Here is a 22,151-nt window from a genome sequence, read left to right as displayed (position 1 = left end):
TTGTAGCTGCGGTTTCAACCGCCGAGTCTTAGTCTGCGGAGGCAGACTTCGTTTTTGTAGCTGCGGTTTCAACCGCCGAGTCTTAGTCTGCGGAGGCAGACTTCGTTTTTGTAGCTGCGGTTTCAACCGCCGAGTCTTAGTCTGCGGAGGCAGACTTCGTTTTTGTAGCTGCGGTTTCAACCGCCGAGTCTTAGTCTGCGGAGGCAGACTTCGTTTTTGTAGCTGCGGTTTCAACCGCCGAGTCCAAATCGAGGCTTCTTCTTACAGCGACAAAAGCTTACCAATCGTGCGATTTTCCGGGCGGAAAGTTGCCTTAGCTACTCGCTGAATGTCAGCGGGAGCAACAGCAGCGATCGCATCCAATTGCTTGAACAGATTTTTCCAAGAGCCAGTTTTCACTTGATAATCCAGCAGCGAAAATGCCATACCCATATTAGAATTGAGCGATCGCAACAAACCCGCCCTCGCCTGAGTTTTCACCCGTTCCAACTCCAAAGCAGACACCGGATCAGTTTTTAGGCGATCGATTTCCTTGCTCAAAGCCACTGCCACCTCATCAACCGTCTTACCCGGAGCAGTTTGAGCATAAAACAACATTAAATTCGGGTACTTTTCCCCCGGATAACCGCTGAAACCTTGAGCAGCTAGCGCCAATTGCTGTTGCTCTACCAAAGACTTATAAAGCCGAGAAGTGCGGCCGCTGCTGAGCAAAGAACCAATGATTTCATAAACCGCATTGTCGGGATGATTCATCGCCGGCCTGTGGTATCCTTCCAAATACCAAGGTTGAGTTTTTAACTTCAGCGTCACTTCCTTCGTTTGTGTTTGCGGAGGCTCCACAATTTGCAATTCAGGAGGCGCTGGTTTCGCCTTGTAGCGGCCGAAATAAATTTGAGCGAGACGCTTCACCTCCGCAGCTTTCACGTCTCCTACCACCGCCACAGTCAGCTTGCTGGGGATGTAGTGAGTGTCGAAAAAATTCTGCACCTGGCTGCGCGTGAGGTTCTTAATATCTTCAGTGTAGCCAATCACCGGACGGCGGTAAGGATGAACAGAGAAAGCTTTGTCAGCAAAAACTTCTACCATTTGCCCGATCGCCGAATTCTCGGTTCGCAGCCTCCGTTCTTCTAAAATTACCTGTTTTTCCTTATAAAATTCCCGAAAAACAGGCTCTAAAAAACGCTCGGATTCCAACGACATCCACAGTTCTAACTTGTTAGCGGGGAGACTGTAAAAATACATGGTCGAGTCGATAGAAGTAGCGGCATTTAGTCCAACTCCGCCTGCTTGTTCGACAATTTTACCGAATTCATTGCGCTTGACAAATTGCAAAGCTTCGGATTCAACCTTGTCAAATTCTGCTTTGAATTTGGCGATTTCTTCAGTTTTGCCGCTTGCCTTCGCTGCTTGCATTTGCTCGAAGAGTTTATCTTGTTTTTCTAGCAGCGGCTTTTCGGCTTTGTAGTCGGTAGTGCCGATTTTTGGCGTACCTTTAAAAGCTAAATGTTCCAGGTAGTGGGCGACTCCGGTTTGGCCCTCTGGTTCGTTGGCACCTCCCACGTCGGCGTGAATCAGAAACGATGCTACCGGAGATCTCGGCCTTTCGAGCACCACGAATGTCATGCCATTGTCGAGCTTAAATTCGGTGACTTGGTTGATTACGCGATCGAGCGACGGTTGCACAGACACTAATTGCGAGCCGCTAGCAGGGTTATCGCGAGCGAGGGCGATTTCGGGGGAAATTCCCCACCACAGCAGTACAGCGGCGAGCAGGGAGGCAATGAATCGAGTTTTGGGTTTGGGCGATTCCCTACGGGATCGCTTCGCCGCGCGTGGTTTTTGGAAGTGCGGGATCATTCGATTTTAGATTTTAGATTTTGGATTGTCAAACCAGAGGTTTGTGCCGAATACAAGAGATTCTTGTTTAAGGATAAAGATTTTTTGACGCATAAGCGATCTGTTGCGCCGCAGATGTTAGGCTGATACAGCAAATCTCAAAAAGGGTCTAGGGTCAGGCAAGGAGTTTTGAGTTTGGAATTAAAGTCGCGCACTACTTAAAACTTAACATTATTTCGCCCGCCCGTCCGAAACCCCCAGTTCTAAATCGCCAATTACCGATTCCAAAGCCATGCGAATTTTTAATCAGTCTCCTCCTTCAGAAACAGAAACCAAGAAGCGAATTTTACAAGCAGCTCAGCGGTTATTTGCCCGCAGCGGATACGACGGTACGACAACTCGGGATTTAGCAGCGGCGGCGGGGGTGGCGGAGGGTACGTTATTTCGGCATTTTGATAATAAAAAAGCGATTTTGGTTGAGGTGGCGACGGAAGGATGGGTGGAAATACTGACAGATTTGCTGACGGAATTGAGCGAGATGGGTAGTTACAAAGCAGTGGCTCAAGTGATGCGGAGGCGGATGCTAAATATCCGCGAGAATAGCGATATGATGCGGGTATGTTTTTTGGAGGCGCAGTTTCATCCCGATTTGCGCGACAAAATTCAGTTGGAAGTCATCGGAAAAATGAGTATTGTGGCTGAGGCTTTTTTTGAAACGGCGATGGAAAAAGGAGTTTATCGGAAGATGAATCCAAAGATTGTCGCTCAGGTATTTTTGGGAATGTTTGCCGTCGCCGGTTTCAGTCAAAATACAATTATGGAGCCGAATGCTTCCCCGCAGGAAATGCAGGAAATGGCGGAAGGATTGGCAGATATTTTTCTGAATGGAGTTTTGGTTAAGGATTAGTCAGTTGTCAGTGTTTAGTTGTCAGTGGTTAGTTGTTAGTTGTCATTAGCGCGAGCGTCATTAATCATTAGTCATTAGTATAGCGGTTCTCAGAAAGATTCGCGGACGTTGTTGGGCTTGGGCCCTATACGTCTAAGCGGTTATACTGATGCCAGTCATACCTCATCTTTTTGAGAAAGGCTATAGTTCGCGTTTTTTCCTTCTTTATTCTTCAACACATTCGTTAAATCCGTGGAGCGCATCCTTTGCTGAACTTTCTTCTACCTTATGGACAAAATCTTAGACTATTCTATTCGGCCCTTAATGCAGGAAGACGAGCCTTTTTTGTGGCAAATGCTCTATGAAGCGGCGCACATGGCAGAAGAAGGCGAATCAACGGTGGAAGCTGTTGTGAATCATCCTTTAATTGCGAAATATGTCAAGCATTGGGGACGTGCAGGCGATATGGGCTTCCTAGCAATTGAATTGAACAGCAGCCAGCCAGTAGGAGCGGCGTGGCTGCGTTTGTTTGCAGGGGATGACAGGGGGTTTGGCTGGATTGACGATACTATCCCGGAATTGGCGATCGCGGTTCTTCCAGAATACACAAATCAGGGTGTAGGAACTCAATTGCTGGCTCATTTGTTGCCAGCAGCCAAAGCATCTTATCCAGCGGTATCCTTGAGTGTCAGAAGCTCAAATCAGGCCCTGAATTTGTACGAGCGATCGGGATTTAAAGTAATTGAGGGAAGCGAGATAATTAACCGCACAGCCGGGACATCATTGACTATGAAAATAGATTTTGATTGAGTAAATTATTACTCGTCGTTAAACTCGTACATTTGCCGTGCCCAATTATCCCGATTTTCCTGCCATTCATCGGCGAAAGCTTCCCAAGTTGTATTGCTTTCAAGTTCCAGCAATAAACTTGATACTTCTTCAAGAGTCGATGCTGCTTGACATTCTTCTACCCAACTTTCCCGGCGCCGTTTCCATTGATTTTGCACCGCTTCCCACTCGATGTCTGATTCCAATTCAACTAGAAATTCTGCTAACTGTGACGGATCGACTGCTGCTTGCACGTCACTCACCCAACTGTCGCGACGTTCTTTCCATTCTTGCGTCACAGATTCCCATGTGAGGTTGCTTTCAAACTCTAACAGTAATTGGTTCAGTTCTACCATATTAAATGTTTAATTGTTTGCAGTTTGTGCTAAAGTTATTATACAAAAAAAATCAACAAAGAGTGTTAAAAAAAATTTAAGATTGCAGTCTCAGTGAAACTACGGAATAGATAATTGAATAATGAGCGATGAATTTACTTTAGAGATGCTAGACATTCCCAGGAGTTGGAATCGCGGGACAGGCGACTGGACGAAAGTTGCGGCTGCGATGAAGAGAGGGGAAACTGTAGAAGTAATTCAAGAAGTTGGTTCGACTTTGTGGCGAAACAGTCTGCCGGAAAAACATTGTTTGTCTTGGGATGGGGAAAATCTATCACCTATCAAAGGGCGAATTTGGATTAGTTTTACTCAGAGAAGATTTGCGCCGGAATCGGTTTTGCCAAAGGTTCAGTGGCATCCGAGAGTGTTGTGGGTAGGGATAGGTTGCAAGGCTGGAACTTCGCGAGAATTAATCGAAACTGCGATTCAAAATGTCTGTCGCAGTTATCATTTAGCGGAAAGTGCGATCGCAGGTATTGCTACGATAGACACTAAAGCAGGGGAAATCGGCTTGCTGGAACTTTGTCGATCGCGAAATTGGCCGTTAAAAACCTTTGCGGCTGATGTTTTAAGTTCCGTTGAAGTCCCCAATCCTTCAGATATTGCAGCAACAGCAGTGGGAACGCCCAGCGTAGCAGAAGCCGCTGCACTTTGCGCGATCGCCCAAATTGTCACCGTGCACCAACACCAAAAAACGCAGATATCCATCAATCATCTGCGTTTATCTGCGTTTATCTGCGGTTCACATCCGCTCTTAGTTCCGAAAAAAGTCTTGCGATCGGAAAAAATGCTAGGCTCTGTTACAGTGGCGGTTGCAGTTTGCCCGATCGACTATCTACGATAATATCTTACTGCTCGACACCGACATTCACAAATCGGCCAATTAGCCCAGAAACCAACGACAACACAATTGAACCGAACAAAGCAGGCCAAAAACCGTTAATCGCAAAGCCGATACTGAAAGCACCCGCCAACCACGAAGCCAAGGAAAGCGAAATCGCATTCACCACAAACAAAAACAAACCTAAAGTCAGAATGCTGAAAGGCAGCGTCAGCAATGTAATAATCGGCCTGACAACCGCATTCACAAATCCGATAACCACAGCAGCCAGCATCGCCGCCGGAAAGCTCGTCACCGCAATACCCGGTACAATGTTAGCGGTAATCACCAGCGAAACGGCCGCTACTATCCAAGTTAAGAAAAAACTTACCATATCGTTTTTTTCATCTCCATCACTCTTAATTAAGATTGTAGCTGTTTGGGCGATCGACCAAAGTTCGGGATACACTACCAAATACCCACCTTGCGACGACATCAGATTTATGAAACTCCGGCAACTAGCAGCATTCCTATTGGCGCTAACCATCTTCATCCTGCCGCGCGCAGCCCAAGCTCAATCTAAATATTACCCACCGCCGCTGTCCTTTAGCAATGCCGAACTTACCAGACGCGATTTTTCTGGCCAAACGCTGCGCGCCGCTGAGTTTTCTAACGCTAATATGGATTTAACTAATTTTTCTAATGCCGATTTGCGGGGAGCAATTATGAGTGCTTCGGTGATGACTGAAGCGAATTTGCACGGCGCAAATTTAACTAATGCCATGATCGATCAAATTAAATTTACTAAGGCTGATTTAAGCGATGCAATTTTAGTGGAAACAATTTTGTTGCGTTCTACTTTTGATGAAGCTGATATCACTGGCGCTGATTTTACTGATGCAATTATGGATGGCGCACAAGTTAAAGAATTGTGCAGCAAAGCCAGCGGGATTAATTCTCAAACTGGGATTTCCACTCGCGATTCTTTGGGATGCCGCTGATTTGTTTTAATCCCATAATTTCAATTTTTGGAACAGAAGGTACGTTGTTGGGCTTTAGCCCTCTTTAAGATATACGCCTACAGAGGGCTGAAGCCCAACAACGTACCTATTTTTATATAGAAGGTACGTTGTTGGGCTTTAGCCCTGTTTAAGATATACGCCTACAGAGGGCTGAAGCCCAACAACGTACCTAATTAATTTGATTGTGGAACAGGCCGGAAAGCCTGTTTCTCACAACTAAAAATTACTAAGGCTTGGCTTTTTTCTGAGCAGCCTCATAATGCTCGCTCATTAACTGATTAACTTCTGGATTGTAAATCCGCAGATAATTCCAGTAATTCTCAAACACCGATTTCACATATCCTTTAGTTTCAGGAAACGGAATCTTTTCCGCAAAAGCATCCGGATCGCTAAAACTAAACCTCTTCAACCAATCTGCTACCGCATTCGGCCCAGCATTGTAACTCGCCACAGCTAACATCGAATTATTCTTGTACTCGTCGTGGGTATGATCCAAATACCAAGTTCCGAGTTTAACATTGTCGTCTACATCCTCCAAGGAATACTTTTTAAGGTTGATTTTCTCAGCCACCCAACTTCCTGTCTCCGGCATTACTTGCATTAAACCTGTCGCGCCAACTACTGATTTAATTTTGGGCATAAACCGAGATTCTTGGCGAATCAATGCTGTTACTAATACTGGATTTATTTTGCGTTCTTGCGACCATTTGACAATGGTTTCTAGGTAAGGAAAGGGATAAAGTGCTTGCCAATAAGCGGGCTGCTGTCTGAGAGCCAAATATTCAGTTCTATCATCGGGTTTTTCGCGCTGGCGCAAACTTCCAATCATCCACAAACCGTCTAAATTGTCTCCAACTCCAATTCGCATTAAACCGTCGGTAAACTGTTCGGCAATACTTGGTTCGACGCGGTTGGTAAATTCTATTTGCCACAATGTCCAAGCATCTCTATCTTGACCTAATTGATACAGTTCTTTTAATGCAGGAGATCCGGCGGTTGGTTCGGGGCGCTGAGGCTGTTGCACTACCTTGGGAGATAAGTCTCGGACTGTGGTAAAGTCGCCTACTGGCCAGCCGAGAAATACTGCCGATCGCCATGCGAAATATGATTCTGGATAGCGTACAATGGTGTACTCAAAGGATGTCTTGGCATCCTGTTCGCGGCCGAGTTGCATAGCCCATTTGCCGACCCAAAATGCTGCTTCTGGTGCTTGTTCGCTGTCGGGATTGTGGGTGGTTAATTCCCTCGCCCACTGCCAAGCTGATTTTAAATCTCCGCCTTTGGCATACTGTTGCGCGATCGCCCAACGCAATTCGGCTGCTTTATCAGAATTGTTGTATTTTGTCAATAGCAACTTGCGGGTTTGTGAGGCGGATTCACCGCTGCCTGCTTTGTCGAGAAGTTTGGATTTATCTAGCAAAGCTTCGGGGGCACGATCGGGGAATTTGCCGATCGCGCGATCGAGATAGGCGATCGCATCCTTGGGATCGCTCAGCCGTGCTAGCCGGATTAAACCCATACCAGTATCTTCGGCATCCGGGAAATCTCGCACTAATTCTTGATAGGCAATTCTCGATTCCGGGATTTTGCCGTCTAGCCACAAACCGCGAGCTTTGCGGTAAAGATTTTGACCCGTGCGGGGAGCTTTTCCGTAAGCAATCGCTCCTTTGCCGTAATCCTGTTTTTCCCAATAGCCAAAGGCAATTGCTTCCCAATCTTCCGGTTTCAAAGTGGCGCTGTTTTGCTGCGCCAGTTGTTCTAATAATGTACCGTAATCTTTGACATAATGACCGTGCTTTGCTACTATCAGCATTAACTCGGGCTGATTGGGATTTTCTTTTAACTTCTTCCGGGCAATTTCTACACTGCGCGGATGTGCGGGAAATTCTGTAATTGCTTGCTTCCAATATTCTGGTTTTGACTTGCCTAAAACATACAAAGCTTCGGCAGATACTGGATCGCTAGAATAGTTTTTAAGCAGTTCTTCCCAAGCTTTTTGTGCTTTGCCTTTGTCGCCGCTTAATTGGTAAGCTTGCGCGCGTTTGAGGGCAATTTGAGCAGCTAAAAGTGGATATTCTTGCTCTAAATTGTCCAGTAACTTTAATGCTTTGGTGGCATTTCCTTGCTGGATTAAATCGCTGGCAAGTAAGTAGCGGGCGCGGCTTTGAGGGGAGATTTCCTGCTGTGGGTTGGTACTTGCAGACTGACTGGCGGCGAGTTCAACCAATTTTGCCGATCGCTCATTCGGTGACAGCGATACCAGCATTTTGACTTCAGATGCGGAATTGGCTGCATCTCTGGCACGCTGAGCCTTCTGGAAGGGGCCTACACCCATCCATTTCGCCGCACCAACCACAGAGCCGATCGCCATTATGCAAACTGAAACGCCAATTAAAACAGAAACTCGGGTTTTTCGTCGCTTTAGCATGGGAAAATTTAAGAAAATAACAATAGAAAATCGATCGCCAGCGGACTTGGCTGATATCGTACCAGAATTTATTTAGATCTGTAGCGGAGAATTTAGGAGATAAATTTATTTAATCGAACGAAGGAAAAACGACAAACCAGCAAGGACAAAGTACAATCAAAAATCTAAAATCTAAACTGTAAATCAAAACATGGAATTTCTAGTCACCGATACGCTCCCCTCTGCTTGGACGGGAGATGCCCTGGCAATTGGTCTATTTGAGGACGCTTTGGAGCTCGCCGGCGACTTGGCACAATTAGATGAAAAGCTTGCAGGCACGTTGAAAGAGCTGATTCAGGAAGTAGATTTTAAGGGCAAAGCGGGCCAGAGTGCGATCGCCCGTGTCGGCGGCAATAGTCCGATTCGCAAAATTGCGATCGTCGGTTTGGGGAAAGCCCCAGACTTAAAATTAGACACCGTGCGGCAAGCTGCGGGCGCGTGCGCCAAGTTAGCCAAAAAGGAGAAATGCAAAACCCTCGGAATTAGCCTTCCGGTGTGGCAAAGCGCGCCGGATGTGACAGCAAGTGCGATCGCCGAAGGTGTAGAGCTCTCCCTGAATCAAGACAACCGCTTCAAATCGGAACCCGACGACAAAAGCCCGCAAGTAGAACAAATTCATTTACTCGGTTTCGCCGGTACCGAAAGTGCGATCGCCCGCGCTCGCCAAATCACAGCCGGAGTTATTTTAGCACGGGAATTAGTCGCAGCGCCGGCCAATTATGTCACCCCGATTACCATGGCCGAAACCGCTCAAAGTCTAGCAGCAGAATGCGGTTTAGAATTAGAAATATTAGAGCAAGCAGAGTGCGAAAAACTAGGCATGGGAGCCTTTCTCGGGGTTGCCAAAGCATCCGACTTGCCGCCGAAATTCATCCACCTGACTTACAAACCCGCAGGCACACCGCGGCGCAAAATTGCGATCGTCGGCAAAGGATTAACCTTTGATTCCGGCGGTTTGAACATCAAAGGTGCCGGCAGCGGTATTGAAATGATGAAAATAGATATGGGCGGTGCCGCTGCTACCTTGGGAGCCGCAAAGGCGATCGGACACATCAAACCAGATGTCGAAGTTCACTTTATCAGCGCCGTCACCGAAAACATGATCAGCGGCCACGCCATGCGCCCTGGAGACATCCTCACAGCTTCCAACGGCAAAACAATTGAAGTCAATAATACCGACGCCGAAGGTCGTTTAACCCTCGCTGATGCTTTGGTATTTGCTGATAAGTTGGGAGTTGACGTAATTGTCGATTTAGCCACTCTAACTGGCGCCTGCGTCATTGCTTTGGGCGAAGATATCGCCGGTTTGTGGAGTCCTCAAGATAGCGTCGCCGCCGAAATAGTCGCCGCCTCAGAATTGGCAGGCGAAAAGTTTTGGCGAATGCCGATGGAAGAAAAGTATTTTGATGGCTTGAAGGCTTTGCACGCTGACATGAAAAACACAGGGCCTCGTTACGGCGGTTCGATTACGGCGGCGCTATTTTTGAAGCAGTTTGTTAAGGACACTCCTTGGGCGCATTTAGATATTGCTGGCCCAGTTTGGAGCGACAAGGAAAACGGCTATAACGGCGCTGGAGCAACTGGTTTTGGCGTTCGGACTCTGGTGCATTTGGTGCTTGGTGGTGCTTAATTAACTGTGGATTGGCTAGCGCAAAAATAGATATTTTTGCGGCTGGCAATCTGGGTCATAGCAATCCTAAATCATTTGTGAATTTGTAACTCCCTCCCCGCAATTTCGGGGAGGAAGTCAGGGCCGTTTGGTTGTCGTCTTAGGTACGTAGTTGCGCTTCAGCGCTCTTCATAATCTCAGCAAAAAGCGCTATTATTTATTATCATCTTAGGTACGTAGTTGCGCTTCAGCGCTCTTAACAATCCCAGCAAAAAGCGCTATTATTTATTATCATCCTAGGTACGTAGTTGCGCTTCAGCGCTCTTAACAATCCCAGCAAAAAGTGCTATTATTGATTATCATCCTAGGTACGTAGTTGCGCTTCAGCGCTCTTAACAATCCCAGCAAAAAGCGCTATTATTGATTATCATCCTAGGTACGTAGTTGCGCTTCAGCGCTCTTAACAATCCCAGCAAAAAGCGCTATTATTTATTATCATCCTAGGTACGTAGTTGCGCTTCAGCGCTCTTAACAATCCCAGCAAAAAGCGCTATTATTGATTATCATCCTAGGTACGTAGTTGCGCTTCAGCGCTCTTCACGATCTAAACAAAAAGCGCTAAGTTCGCAACTACGTATTTGCGTTCATCTCATTTAGGCAAGGGCGAAGCATTTCGGTACATAATTTATAGCCTTTCTCAAAAAGATGAGGTATAACTGACAGCTCATATAACTACTAAACTCACAGGGCTAAAGCCCAACAACATACCTTATCTTTCTGAAAACCGCTATATCGAAAATTATTCTAGAAGCACCAGGGATCGGAAACACTGCGCGCGATTATTTTTACTCCCAGAAACTTCAGTCAGCTTACAGGAACTACCAATTGCCTTTTTCCCCATTACCACCCTTTGATATCGTTTCCGGTTGCATCGGTATTGTTTAAACCGTCAACTGTCAACTATCACAGGGCAACTGTCAACTGTCAACTGTCAGCCGAAGCTACACAGTTTTGACATTCCATGCAAAAATAGCTGTTTCATAAAAAATGAAAAAAGTATATAATTATGTAAATATTTTTCAGCCACCGAAATCAAATAATTATATTTGATGGATTTGGATTGCTGCAAATAACTTTTTTCTTGAAATTTATGCAAGAATTATTAACATTTTTTTATGCAACACTGCCTGCATCTTCCGCACTTGGCTGCGACGGGCTGGCCCAGTTGCGACTGTACGCTGTTTTTGACTCGCTGACGGCACTCGCTTATTGCTCTGTGGCGCTATCTTTGGTTTATTTTACCCGCCAAAGTTCTCACAACAAGATTGGAGGGCTATTTGCTGTCGGTTTTTTGGGCTGCGGCGCTGCTCAATTAACGCAAGTTTGGACGCTTTGGCATTCCATTGATTGGCTGTCGGTAGATCTCAAAGCTGCAAGTGGTGTGATTTCTTTGCTCTTAGCCGCATTCGCGATCGCCCTGATGCCGAAAGCATTTACCGAATCTGACTTAAATCTCACAGAAAATCTTCCACAACAGCCGTTAAAACAGCTAGCAGAAAATCAGCAGCAAGATGATACACAGACAGCAGAATTGGCAAAACCACCGGCAGATGATATTGTCGATCGCACTTTAACTCTCAGTTCGTTAAGCGAACTATTACAAAAAGAAATTGCCGATCGCCACCGGATTGAGGAAAAGTTGCAATTGGCTCAATTTGCGCTCGACCGATCGGCAGATGCGGTATTCTGGATCGGAGCGGACGGTAAATTTTTGTACGTCAACGACGCCGCTTGCAGTTCGTTGGGATATTCTGCCACAGAATTGCTCGATCTAACTGTGCACGACATCAATCCCGATTTTCCCGAAACTGCTTGGAATTTGCACTGGAAAGTCTTAAAAAGGTGCGGTTCCGTTAATATAGAAGTTCACCACATCACTAAATACGGTCGCATTTTTCCAGTAGAAATTACGATCGACCATTGGCAATTTAACGGCAAAGAATATCAGTGCGCCTTTGCTCGCGACATTAGCGATCGCAAGCGGATTGAGGCAGCTTTGCGGGAAAGGGAACAAGAATTTAGATCGTTAGTTTCCAATATTCCCGGCGCAGTTTACCGTTGCAGTGCTGCGGGGCGATCGAGCTTAACTTTTATCAGCAGCGGCATAGAAGCTATTTCCGGCTATCCGGCAGATAACTTTATGCAAAAACCCGTGCAAGCTTTTGCTAGCATAGTTCATGGCGATGACGTGGGGCAGATCGATAAAATTGTCGATCGGGCAATTAAGACAAGACAACCCTACGCGATCGAATATCGCCTGATTCACAGCAACGGAAACCTGCGGTGGGTTTCCGAAAAAGGTCAAGCTATTTTCAATCCAGACGGTCAAATTTTATCCCTCAACGGCGCCATTTTTGACGTGACAGAGCGCAAAGCAGCGGAGGATGCTTTGCGACTCTCCGAGGCGATCGCCAACAACAGAGCCCAGCAGCTAGAAATAGCTCTCAAAGAACTTCGAGAAACTCAAGCTCACCTAATTCATACCGAAAAAATGTCAAGTCTCGGTCAAATGGTAGCAGGAGTCGCCCACGAAATCAACAATCCCGTCAGTTTTATCTACGGCAATATTTCCTACGCCACCGAATATATGAGAGACTTATTGAAGCTTGTGGAACTTTACCAAACACACTATCCTCAACCACAAATAGAAGTTCAAGAATATATTGAAAACATAGATTTAGAATTCCTGAAAGAAGATTTGCTAAAAATCTTCTCTTCGATGAAAATGGGAGCAGATCGCATTCGCGAAATAGTTCTGAGTTTGCGAAACTTCTCGCGTTTAGACGAGTCGGTAAAACAGCCTGCCAATCTTCATGAAGGCATAGACAACACACTGCTAATTTTGCACAACAAACTGCGAGCTAGATCCGAATATCCCGAAATTAAAGTCATCAAAGATTACGGAAAAGTACCCTTAATTGAATGTTATCCAGGCCAGCTAAATCAGGTATTCATGAATCTGGTTAGCAACAGTATTGACGCCTTGGAAGATGCTTGGAAGCAAAAAAGGCGATCCGGTAGTAGCGACTGGAAACCAACTATTAGCATTCGCACAGAAGCCCTTAACGAAAATATTATTTGCATCCGGATTGCCGATAATGCGATCGGCATGACAGAAGACGTGCGCCACCAATTATTTGACCCGTTTTTCACCACAAAACCGATGGGGAAAGGCACCGGTTTGGGCTTAGCCATCAGTTACCGAATTGTGGTGGAAAAACACGGCGGAACCTTGATCTGCCATTCGGTTTTGGGTGAAGGGACGGAATTTGCGATCGAGCTTCCATTATAAACTAGCTATAGATAATTTTACTTGCAAGTTGGCAACTCGATCGCCAACTCCGTCCCCTCTCCGGGTGTCGAAAAACACCGCAACTTCCCCCGATGATTTTCCGTGACAATTTGATAGCTAGTTGCTAGCCCCATCCCCGTACCTTTACCCACCGGTTTAGTCGTAAAAAAGGGATTAAATATTTTTTCTTGAACTTCGGGAGTTATCCCGCAACCGTTATCATGAATCGAGATCGACACGCGATTGTCAGCAGCGAACGAAGTGGCGATCGCGATCCGACCAATATAATTTAATTTGGCGCTGGGTTCTAGGCTTTCTCGCCTTTGTTCGATCGCATCGATCGCATTCACCAGCAAATTCATAAATACCTGATTTAACAAACCGCCATAACATTCAACCAGAGGTACTTCACCATAATATTTGGCGACAATAATTTCTGGTTTTCCCGCCCTACCGTTCAAGCGATTTTGTAAAATCACTAAGGTACTTTCGAGATTCTCGTGAACATCTGTGCTTTTTAAATCCGCTTCGTCCAACCGCGAAAAAGTCCGCAGCGACTTAACAATATCGCTGATGCGCGCGGCTCCAGTTTTCATCGATTTCAACAGCTTATAAAAATCATTTTCTAGATACTCAAGCTCGATATCTTCGATAAAATCGGCAATCGCCTGGGGCGGAATCGGATAATGCTCTCGGTAAAGATGAATTAGTTGAATTAACTCGCTCGCACAATCGGTAGCAGGTTGAATATTGCCATAAATAAAACTGACTGGATTGTTAATTTCATGGGCAATTCCGGCGACTAATTGACCCAAACTAGACATTTTTTCCGCTTGAATTAACTGAGTTTGGGTATCCTGCAACTTTTTCAGGGTTGCTTCTAATTCTTCAGTTTGCAGCCGCAGTTGAATTTCTGATTTACGCACTGCTGCTTCCGCCTGCATCCGTTCCATTTCCGCAGCCGCACGGGTGGCAAATATTCTCAAGATAGCTGACTGCATTTCTAGATATTTCACCATCGGCTCAGTATCCATCACTACGAGCAATCCCCAACAATTTCCAGCGGCATCTACAATCGGTACACCCGCATAACTTTGGGCTGGGAAACTTGCTAAATTATCATCTTTGGGGAACCAGCACTGCAAGAGATTGGGATACCGACATATCTCGGTACACCGCTCGACATTTTGACAGGGTGTCTCGGATAGATGGTAAGTAAAATTATCCCCAAATTCATCTCCCGCCCAAAATGCTAGAGTTGTGGCGATCGTTTTTTCAGAGTCACCAAATTCAGCAATCAAAGCATATCGAACTTCTAGTGCCTGGGCGAGATATTGAACGCAGCTTTTGAAGAATGCTGCGCCGGTTTTTGCCGCCGTACCTTCGACTACTAAGCGGAGAGCTAGCTGTTGGCGTTTGCGATCGGTGATATCTCTGGCGACAAACACCACTTGCTCTTGAGACATGGGAGAAATCCTGGCATCAAACCAGACTGAGCGATCGCCAATTGGTAACGAGTATTCCAACTGCGTCACGCATTGATTGGCGATCGCTTCTTGAATCGACTCTAGGAAAAAATCTGCTGATTCTTTGGGTAAAACTTCGTGAAGAGTTTTGCCTAAAATTTGAGCGGTAGGTTTGTACAACAAGGGAGCCGAGCTGGGAGATATTTTGAGATAGCGTCCCTCTGCATCGAGCACCATAATCACATCCTGCATGGCGTTAAATAGTGCGATTAATTCTGCTTGAGAGGCAGCTAACTCTAATTCTGCGGTTTTGCGATCGCTGATATCGCAATGAGTGCCGATAAACCGCATCGGTTCACATTCCTCGTCCCATTCCACCACCTGACCCCGGTCTAAAATCCACTTGTAAGAACCGTCTTTGCAGCGCAGGCGGTGTTCGTTGCGACAGGTAGAAGTTTCGCCGCGAAAATGTTTGGCAAAATCTATATAGCATTGAGCTTTATCCTCTGGATGTACCCGACCGTCCCACTCTGCTAAATTATTCACAATTTCGTGTTCTGCATAGCCCAGCATCGCTTTCCACTGCCTGGAAAAGATGACTTCATTGGTTTTGAGGTTCCAGTCCCAAGTGCCATCTCCCGCTCCTTCTATAGCCAACTGCCAGCGGCTGTTACTTTCTTCTAAAGCGATTTGTGCTTGTTTTTGAGGGTGGATGTAACGCGCTATTCCCAAACAGGCAACGAATTCTCCAGCGTCATTTACGATCGCGGATACATTGGCAGAGTGCCAGTAATAGTTGCCATCTCGATGCAAAACTCGGTACTCAGATCCCCGCAGTTTCTCACCTTGCAAAGAGCGATCGAGAGTATTTTTACAAATTGGTAAATCTTCTGTATAAACCCACTTAGCAAAACTCTCATGTAACATTTCTGCTGCTTCATATCCTATGATTTCTTTTAATTGGGGACTGACATAGCTGAAGGTGGTATCGGGATTGACGATATAAACCATATCGTTGAGATTTTCCACGATCGTGCGGAATCTGTTTTCACTGGTTTTGATGGCAATTTCTGCGGCTTTGCTCTCGGTATTGTCCCGAACATAGCCATGCCAAATAGTGCTGCCATCGGGTTGTCGCTGCGGTGTAGAATCGCCGCGCAACCACCGCAACCGCCCGTCGGGAAAACACAGCCGGTATTCGCAACACCAAGGTGTCTGATGTTGGGCAGAATCGAGAATCGATTGATAAACGCGATCGAAATCTTCAGGATGGAGGTGATTGAAAATACAACTCGCATCTTGTTGCACTTGTTCTCGGGTAACGCCGTAAATCTCTTCCAGCCTGCCGCTGGCATAGGGAAAATGGAAACCACCATCAATATCCATGCGAAACTGATAAATAACGCCCGGGATGTGGCGGGCAATTTGCTCTAAAATACCAGTATCTGTGGGACTGATTGGACTCTCCGGTGCGATACCTGCTTCCCGAAGTTGAGCTTGGGTTTGGGCGAGTTGGCGGGTAAGTTCTTCGACTTGTGTTTCGGCTTGTTTGCAGCCTGTAACATCTCGCATGACTAACAAGTAGCGGTGAGGCAAAAAGTTGAGCGTTATTGCATATTCGACGGTGCGAATCTCTGCATCAGCCCGCACTAACTCAAATTCACCCTGCACTTTTTCCGGTTGCTGGCATTCTTCCCACATTTGTTGAAAATTCCAGCTTGGTTTTGCAAACTCCCAGATGCAGCGCCCGAGGAGTTGTTCTCTTTTTAGTCCAAACAATTCGCAGGCGGCGGGGTTGACATCGAGGTATCGCCCTTTGTCATCGGCGATCGCGATCGCATCTAGGGCAGTTTCCCAAATAGTCTGCAATTTCCTCTCTCTGAAACAAATCAAAGTGCGATCGTCTGCTGCTGATGGGGGATTGATTTCTCGATCGCCGTCTAAAAATTCAGACATAAATTATTGAATTAGGTGTAAAATAATACATATTATTTGCGTAATATCACTAGCCAACTTACGAGTTACTCTATTTCTACTAATTCTCAAAACTCACAGAACAGTAAGGTTCCTCGTACCGGGACACCCTTAAATCCTGAAAAAAAGCGACAATCTCGCCTCGACGCACCTGAGACAATAGTTAGGCAAACACAGCCAAAACTTGTAACTGTTGCCAGACAAAAAGAGCATAGAAATCATTTTCTCTACTAATTATACAGAAATTTTCAGCATTCTTATAAGTAGATTCACTTAATTTTGCGGGCGAAAACAAAAAGTTTTATATTTTTTTGATTAATAAATCAGAACCCTGACGCTCAGAAATCGATACTTGTCAACAGCAAAGACACCCAAATATCCCCAGATCGGATTAATTTTAAATCTGGGGAGATTTGGGTGTCTTTACTTGGATTTGCAGTGTTATGCTGCTTTATTCGCCGTAATGGCCGCCAGCAACCTTACCCCGAAATACTACGTAGTTGTAGATGTTGTAGAAAATCATGATCGGGATCAGAAAGCCGATGAACACAATCATAAATACCAGGGCGCTGGGTGCCGCCGCCGCTTGGTAAATCGTGAGTTGTGTGGGAATAATGTAGGGAAAAACAATCAATCCCAAACCGATGAAACTGAGCAAGAAAATCATAATCGTCCAGACAAATGGCGTCCGTTCTTCTTTGCGATTGAGACTTCTGAGCAAGAGTCCAACTAATAGCAATCCCAGCAAAGGAATCGCTACAAACACATAAACTAGCGGTTTCTCAAACAATCTTGCTCTGGTACTTTCATAAAAAACCGGAGTGGCGACGGTAATCAAAATCGCTCCGATTAACGTCGTCACCGCCGCAATTTTAGCCGTGCGATAGTGATGTGTTTGCAGTTCCCCCTCAGTCTTCATAATTAGATAGGTGGAACCAATCAAAACATAGCCTTGAACCAGCGTCAAAGCCACCAAGATCGATCGCCAATCCAGCCAATCCCAAGTAGTCCCCACAAAGTGACCCGCTTCATCCACCGCAATGCCTTCAAGCACCGCGCCGAGGGCAAATCCTTGAGCTAAAGCAGCCAAAAAACTGCCCGCACCAAAAGCATAATTCCAAAACAACTTCCGGTTAGAATGCTCGCGAAACTCAAAGGCCACCGCCCGAAATATCAAACCGAAAAGCATCATACAAATCGGTATGTACAAGGCAGTTAAAATTGTGCCGTAAGCTAGGGGAAATGCACCAAATAAAGCGCCTCCCATTAAAACCAGCCATGTTTCGTTAGCATCCCAAACATTGCCCAGACTGGTCATTAAAATGCCTCGGCGCTCGTCATCAGAAGCAGTCAAAGATAATATTCCCACCCCTAAGTCAAAGCCGTCTAGCATGACATAGAGCAAAAGAAATAAACCCAAAATGATGAACCAGACTTGCGGGAGAAAATGCTCCAAAGCTTGCATAAAATCTCCTATTGTTGTGCTTCTACAGGGCGTTGATCGGGAATGTGTTCTGCGGGTTCAGTTTCGATCGCAGGTTGATTGTCTAAACCAGGTACTGACAGATTCAAATTCGGGCCTTTGCGGATAATGCGGCTGCCAAAATACAAGGCGCAAACAAACAAAAAGCTGTAAATAACAGCAAAGAAACTCAGAGAAGTTAAAACATTGCTAGCGGGGATATTTGATACCCCGTCAGCCGTGCGAATTTGCCCGTATAAAACCCAGGGTTGTCTGCCTACACAGCGCACAATCCAACCCGATTCTACAGCGATATATCCCAGGGGTGCTGCTAAGATCCAAGCGCGCATCAACCAAGGTTGACTGCTAATATTTTCAGCGGAAAGTTTGCCTCGCATCCACTGAATTGTACTGAACAGCATCAATCCTACAAAGAAGAATCCAATCCCGGACATGATGCGGAAACAATAGTAGATTAAACCTACCATCCGGGGTCGATCTTCTGGTTTCCATTCCTTTAAACCGAGGACTGGTTCGGAAAGTTTTTGTTTGAATTCTAGAACGTATCCTAAGCCATTGGGAATTTTAATTTCCCAGTCATTTTTTTGGGCTTTTTCATTAGGCAAAGCTAGCAAAGTCCAATCGGCTGATTCTCCGGCTGCTGAGGTTTCCCATTTAGCTTCGATCGCTGCTAATTTGGTCGGCTGATAGTGATAGACTTGTTCGGCGCTCAAATGTCCGATGAATATCTGTAAAGGTGCAACTGCGATCGCCGTTGCTATGGCAATCTTTAAAGATTTGGAAAAGAAGGCTTCGTTGCGCTTATTTAGAATGTACCAAGCGCTAATTCCACCAATTACAAACAGGGAAGTTTCTAACGTCGCAAAAAACATATGTAGAATGCTGTTTAATGCGAAGGGGTTCATAATTGCTTGGAAGTAATCGGTGACAACAAACTTGCCGTCGATCATTTCTCCGCCGGCGGGAGTTTGCAGCCAGGAGTTAGCGACTAAAATCCAGACTGTGGATAGGTTTGCGCCGAAGGCTACCATGATGGTAGCGAAATAATGGACGATCGGGTGAACGCGCCCCCAACCAAACAGCATAATCCCTAAAAAGCCTGCTTCCAGCATAAATGCCATGGAAGCTTCAAACCCTAAAATGCTGCCAAAAAAGTCGCCAACTGCTTCGGAAAACGGCGCCCAGTTTGTCCCGAATTGAAACTCCATCGGAATCCCGGAAGCGACACCAATCCCGAAGTTTAGGACATAAAGTTGCGACCAAAAACGAGCGTGACGGTAATAATCTGGGTTGCGAGTTTTCAGCCACATTCCCTCAACAATTACCAGATAAATTCCCATTCCTGTAGTGAGAACCGGCCACAGCATATGGAATATGGCGGTTAGCGCAAATTGCATCCGCGATAGGGCCACGGTGTTAGATAAGATATCCATGTTTGTGTCCTTTGGTCAGTTCAACAGAGATTAGTTTGCACAATTTTTAGAATTGACATTAACTACAATGTAATGTAAAACTTCGTGACATTTTGTAGGGTTGGGAATTTTTAAGGTTTTATACAGATTTGATTTGTGTTTCTTAATACATTTATCGGTTGTTTTTATTGGGAAATAGGTACATTTGAATTTATGGTTGGGTGGGCGGGTTTTTGAGATTGTTTGTTAGGGGCGGTTATTTCGGTGAACCCGCCCTTACAATATTGATGTTTGTTGATGCGGGGATACAATTTTAGTACATTTGAATTTATGGTTGGGCGGGGGCGGGTTTACGAGATTGTTTGTTTTTGGCGGTTGTTTCGGTGAAACCGCCCCTACAAGATTGATGTTTTTTAGGGGATATTCTATTGGCGAACGGTGACTTTATAACTGATTTTAAAGGGTTTAAAGAAATAGGTACATTTGAATTTATGGTTAGGTGGGGGCGGGTTTACGAGGTGGGGGCGGGTTTACGAGATTGTTTGTTTTGGGCGGTTATTTCGGTGAACCCGCCCCTACAAGATTGATGTTTTTTAGGGATATTCTATTAGCGAACGGTGACTTTATCACTGAGTTTAAAGGGTTTAAAGAAATAGGTACATTTGAATTTATGGTTGGGTGGGGGCGGGTTTACGAGATTGTTTGTTTTGGGCGGTTATTTCGGTGAACCCGCCCCTACAAGATTGATGTTTTTTAGGGGATATTCTATTGGTGAACGGTGACTTTATAACTGATTTTAAAGGGTTTAAAGAAATAGGTACATTTGAATTTATGGTTGGGTGGGGGCGGGTTTACGAGATTGTTTCTTTTTGGCGGTTATTTCGGTGAACCCGCCCCTACAAGATTGATGTTTTTTAGGGGGATATTCTATTAGCGAACGGTGACTTTATAACTGAGTTTAAAGGGTTTAAATTTAGCCGATGCTTTCGCCGTTCCGCTGAGTTTTAACTCGTAGATTCCTGCCTTGGGAAATACAATTTCTGCTCCGGGAATGCCTTGGTATCGCTCGGCAGATACGGCTTTTAAAGGCGGTTCCATCAGCGGTTTATCCCCCTGTTTGTGATTTTTTGGATAAACGGCTAGCTGGCAGTTGCACTGCTCTAAGGGGATAATTTGACCGCCCCTGCGAGTCAGTGCAAACCACACTTTTGCAGTTTCTCCGGCGCGGGGATTGTGGTTTGGTTCTAGGTGAAAGGTAGCGGCGACATCTCCCGAGATTTCGACTTCGTGGGCGATCGCAGTTGTGTTTAGCTGCGGTATGGGAAATATTCCGGCTTGTACTAGCAATCCCAAGAAGACTAACAATCCTAAAGTTTTACTTTTGTTTGACAGGTGCAACATAGAAATTATCCAGTGATAAAATTGACCAAAATAAGCGCGATCGCACTAACAAAACTAACACCGCAACCGCGGCTAAGACGGCTGTCAGCAGTCGATCGTACAACTTCCATTCAAAACCGCCGAGATAGTGGGAACCGATGAGGGCTGCGTGAAGGGCGCACAGCAAGAAAGCGGGTACTGTTAGCAAATGAATTTGCCGCCACCGCTTCCCTAAATAATTCTGAATGCGATCGCAACTTGTCACCGCCGCCGGTATCATCAACAGCAGTCCCAGCATTCCCAATGCCATCCCTAATTGATGCTGCGGCAGCATAAAAGATACAGCGTCAAAATTCCATTGCAGCGTATGATCTAGCATATGAAACGTGTGGGCAAGGGCGATCGCAAACGCACCGACACCGAAAGCCCGACGGTAGCGCAACAGTGGCGGCAAAAACTTGCTGAGCGGACGCGCAATCAGTGCTAGCATCAAGCATATTAGCGCTGCGTGGCCTGTCAGATCGACCATTTCATCGGTTCGCAACAGAGTAATGATCCCGATCGCCACTGTCACCCAACCGCCCGCACGAAACAGTTGACTGCGTTTGTCGGTGCTGAATCTGCCAGCAAAAAATCCCACTCCCAGCATAGTTGGCAGCGTGCCCATTCCAAAAGCAAACATCGTTGCCGCACCCAAAATTGGGTTTCCGGTTTCTGCCGCTTTGATTTGCGCCCCGTACAGGAAACCGCAGGGAATTAAACCCCAAAGCAAACCCAAAGCTAACGGTATCCACCAGTTGTTTTGAGTTGAAATCTTGGTCATTGCACTGCTGATGCGATCGTGCGAAACTGGGTGCAGCAATGGCAAACGTGGGAGCAAACCCGGTTTAATTTGTACCAATCCAAACCAAATTAGCATTGTACCGGTGATAATGGCGATCGCCCGCCGCCACCCGCTACCGATACCTGCCATTTGCCCGCCTGCAATCAATACCGAACCCACTCCGCCAATTGCAGCGCCAACTAAAGCATAAGCCACAATTCTTCCCACATTTAATAGCAGGTGAAAGCGGAAAGAAGCTAATTTATCTTTGTCGGTACTTGACAGGGAAAAAGCCACTGTCAGCGGGCCGCACATTCCGGCGCAGTGTCCGAAACTGCCGAGAAATCCTAAAGTTGCAATTAGCAGGATGTCTAGCATTTTGAGTCAGGGGATTTTAG

Annotated in this window: 15 protein-coding genes; 6 read left to right on the top strand and 9 right to left on the bottom strand. The window is 45.9% G+C overall.

The features are described from left to right. Positions 1-261 precede the first annotated feature (261 nt). Complete coding sequence (locus tag QZW82_RS09845; protein WP_293147519.1) at positions 262-1,857, bottom strand: pitrilysin family protein; 1,596 nt, start codon at positions 1,855-1,857, stop codon at positions 262-264. A 271-nt stretch (positions 1,858-2,128) separates the two neighbouring features. On the opposite strand from QZW82_RS09845, the gene QZW82_RS09840 reads away from it, so the two are divergent. Both QZW82_RS09840 and QZW82_RS09835 read left to right on the top strand, forming a co-directional pair. Beyond that, the gene (locus tag QZW82_RS09840; RefSeq protein WP_293147517.1) at positions 2,129-2,743 is read left to right on the top strand and encodes a TetR/AcrR family transcriptional regulator; all 615 of its coding nucleotides are present in this window, start codon (positions 2,129-2,131) and stop codon (positions 2,741-2,743) included. Positions 2,744-3,010: 267 nt separating this feature from the next. Continuing rightward, entirely contained in the window at positions 3,011-3,532 is a 522-nt protein-coding gene (locus QZW82_RS09835; protein ID WP_293147515.1) for a GNAT family N-acetyltransferase, read from the top strand. Positions 3,533-3,540: 8 nt separating this feature from the next. On the opposite strand, the gene QZW82_RS09830 is transcribed toward QZW82_RS09835, so the two are convergent. Then, entirely contained in the window at positions 3,541-3,906 is a 366-nt protein-coding gene (locus QZW82_RS09830; RefSeq protein WP_293147514.1) for a hypothetical protein, read from the bottom strand. 121 nt (positions 3,907-4,027) lie between these two features. Between QZW82_RS09830 and QZW82_RS09825 the strand changes: the two genes are divergently transcribed. Continuing rightward, positions 4,028-4,789 (top strand): cobalamin biosynthesis protein, encoded by a 762-nt coding sequence (locus QZW82_RS09825; protein WP_293147513.1) that lies wholly within the window; start codon positions 4,028-4,030, stop codon positions 4,787-4,789. 4 nt (positions 4,790-4,793) lie between these two features. Here the strand turns inward: QZW82_RS09825 and QZW82_RS09820 are convergent, their stop codons facing one another. Beyond that, positions 4,794-5,159 (bottom strand): phage holin family protein, encoded by a 366-nt coding sequence (locus tag QZW82_RS09820; protein ID WP_293147563.1) that lies wholly within the window; start codon positions 5,157-5,159, stop codon positions 4,794-4,796. Positions 5,160-5,268: 109 nt separating this feature from the next. Here QZW82_RS09820 and QZW82_RS09815 point away from each other — a divergent pair, with 109 nt between their 5' ends. Continuing rightward, positions 5,269-5,766, top strand: coding sequence for a pentapeptide repeat-containing protein (locus QZW82_RS09815; RefSeq protein WP_293147512.1), 498 nt, complete (start codon positions 5,269-5,271; stop codon positions 5,764-5,766). A gap of 247 nt (positions 5,767-6,013) precedes the next feature. Here the strand turns inward: QZW82_RS09815 and QZW82_RS09810 are convergent, their stop codons facing one another. Then, entirely contained in the window at positions 6,014-8,215 is a 2,202-nt protein-coding gene (locus QZW82_RS09810; RefSeq protein WP_293147511.1) for a transglycosylase SLT domain-containing protein, read from the bottom strand. Positions 8,216-8,405: 190 nt separating this feature from the next. On the opposite strand from QZW82_RS09810, the gene QZW82_RS09805 reads away from it, so the two are divergent. Both QZW82_RS09805 and QZW82_RS09800 read left to right on the top strand, forming a co-directional pair. Continuing rightward, entirely contained in the window at positions 8,406-9,884 is a 1,479-nt protein-coding gene (locus tag QZW82_RS09805) for a leucyl aminopeptidase (protein ID WP_293147510.1), read from the top strand. Positions 9,885-11,013: 1,129 nt separating this feature from the next. Beyond that, the gene (locus QZW82_RS09800; protein ID WP_293147509.1) at positions 11,014-13,215 is read left to right on the top strand and encodes a PAS domain S-box protein; all 2,202 of its coding nucleotides are present in this window, start codon (positions 11,014-11,016) and stop codon (positions 13,213-13,215) included. A gap of 17 nt (positions 13,216-13,232) precedes the next feature. Here the strand turns inward: QZW82_RS09800 and QZW82_RS09795 are convergent, their stop codons facing one another. From QZW82_RS09795 to QZW82_RS09775, 5 genes are all read right to left on the bottom strand, one after another. Further along, entirely contained in the window at positions 13,233-16,637 is a 3,405-nt protein-coding gene (locus QZW82_RS09795) for a PAS domain S-box protein (protein WP_293147508.1), read from the bottom strand. A gap of 469 nt (positions 16,638-17,106) precedes the next feature. Further along, positions 17,107-18,120 carry a cytochrome d ubiquinol oxidase subunit II gene (gene cydB, locus QZW82_RS09790; protein ID WP_293147506.1) on the bottom strand — a complete coding sequence of 338 codons (1,014 nt, stop codon included), beginning with the start codon at positions 18,118-18,120 and terminating at the stop codon, positions 17,107-17,109. Between the two features lie 8 nt (positions 18,121-18,128). Continuing rightward, positions 18,129-19,571, bottom strand: coding sequence for a cytochrome ubiquinol oxidase subunit I (locus tag QZW82_RS09785; RefSeq protein WP_293147504.1), 1,443 nt, complete (start codon positions 19,569-19,571; stop codon positions 18,129-18,131). 909 nt (positions 19,572-20,480) lie between these two features. Next, positions 20,481-20,951 carry a hypothetical protein gene (locus QZW82_RS09780; protein WP_293147502.1) on the bottom strand — a complete coding sequence of 157 codons (471 nt, stop codon included), beginning with the start codon at positions 20,949-20,951 and terminating at the stop codon, positions 20,481-20,483. Next, positions 20,926-22,131, bottom strand: coding sequence for a sulfite exporter TauE/SafE family protein (locus tag QZW82_RS09775; protein WP_293147501.1), 1,206 nt, complete (start codon positions 22,129-22,131; stop codon positions 20,926-20,928). The genes QZW82_RS09780 and QZW82_RS09775 overlap by 26 nt, the downstream gene beginning before the upstream one ends. Positions 22,132-22,151: the final 20 nt, after the last annotated feature.

It is taken from the genome of Microcoleus sp. bin48.metabat.b7b8b9.023 (assembly GCF_013299185.1).
Taxonomy (GTDB): Bacteria; Cyanobacteriota; Cyanobacteriia; order Cyanobacteriales; family Microcoleaceae; genus Microcoleus.
This window is presented reverse-complemented; position numbering and strand designations above follow the sequence as displayed.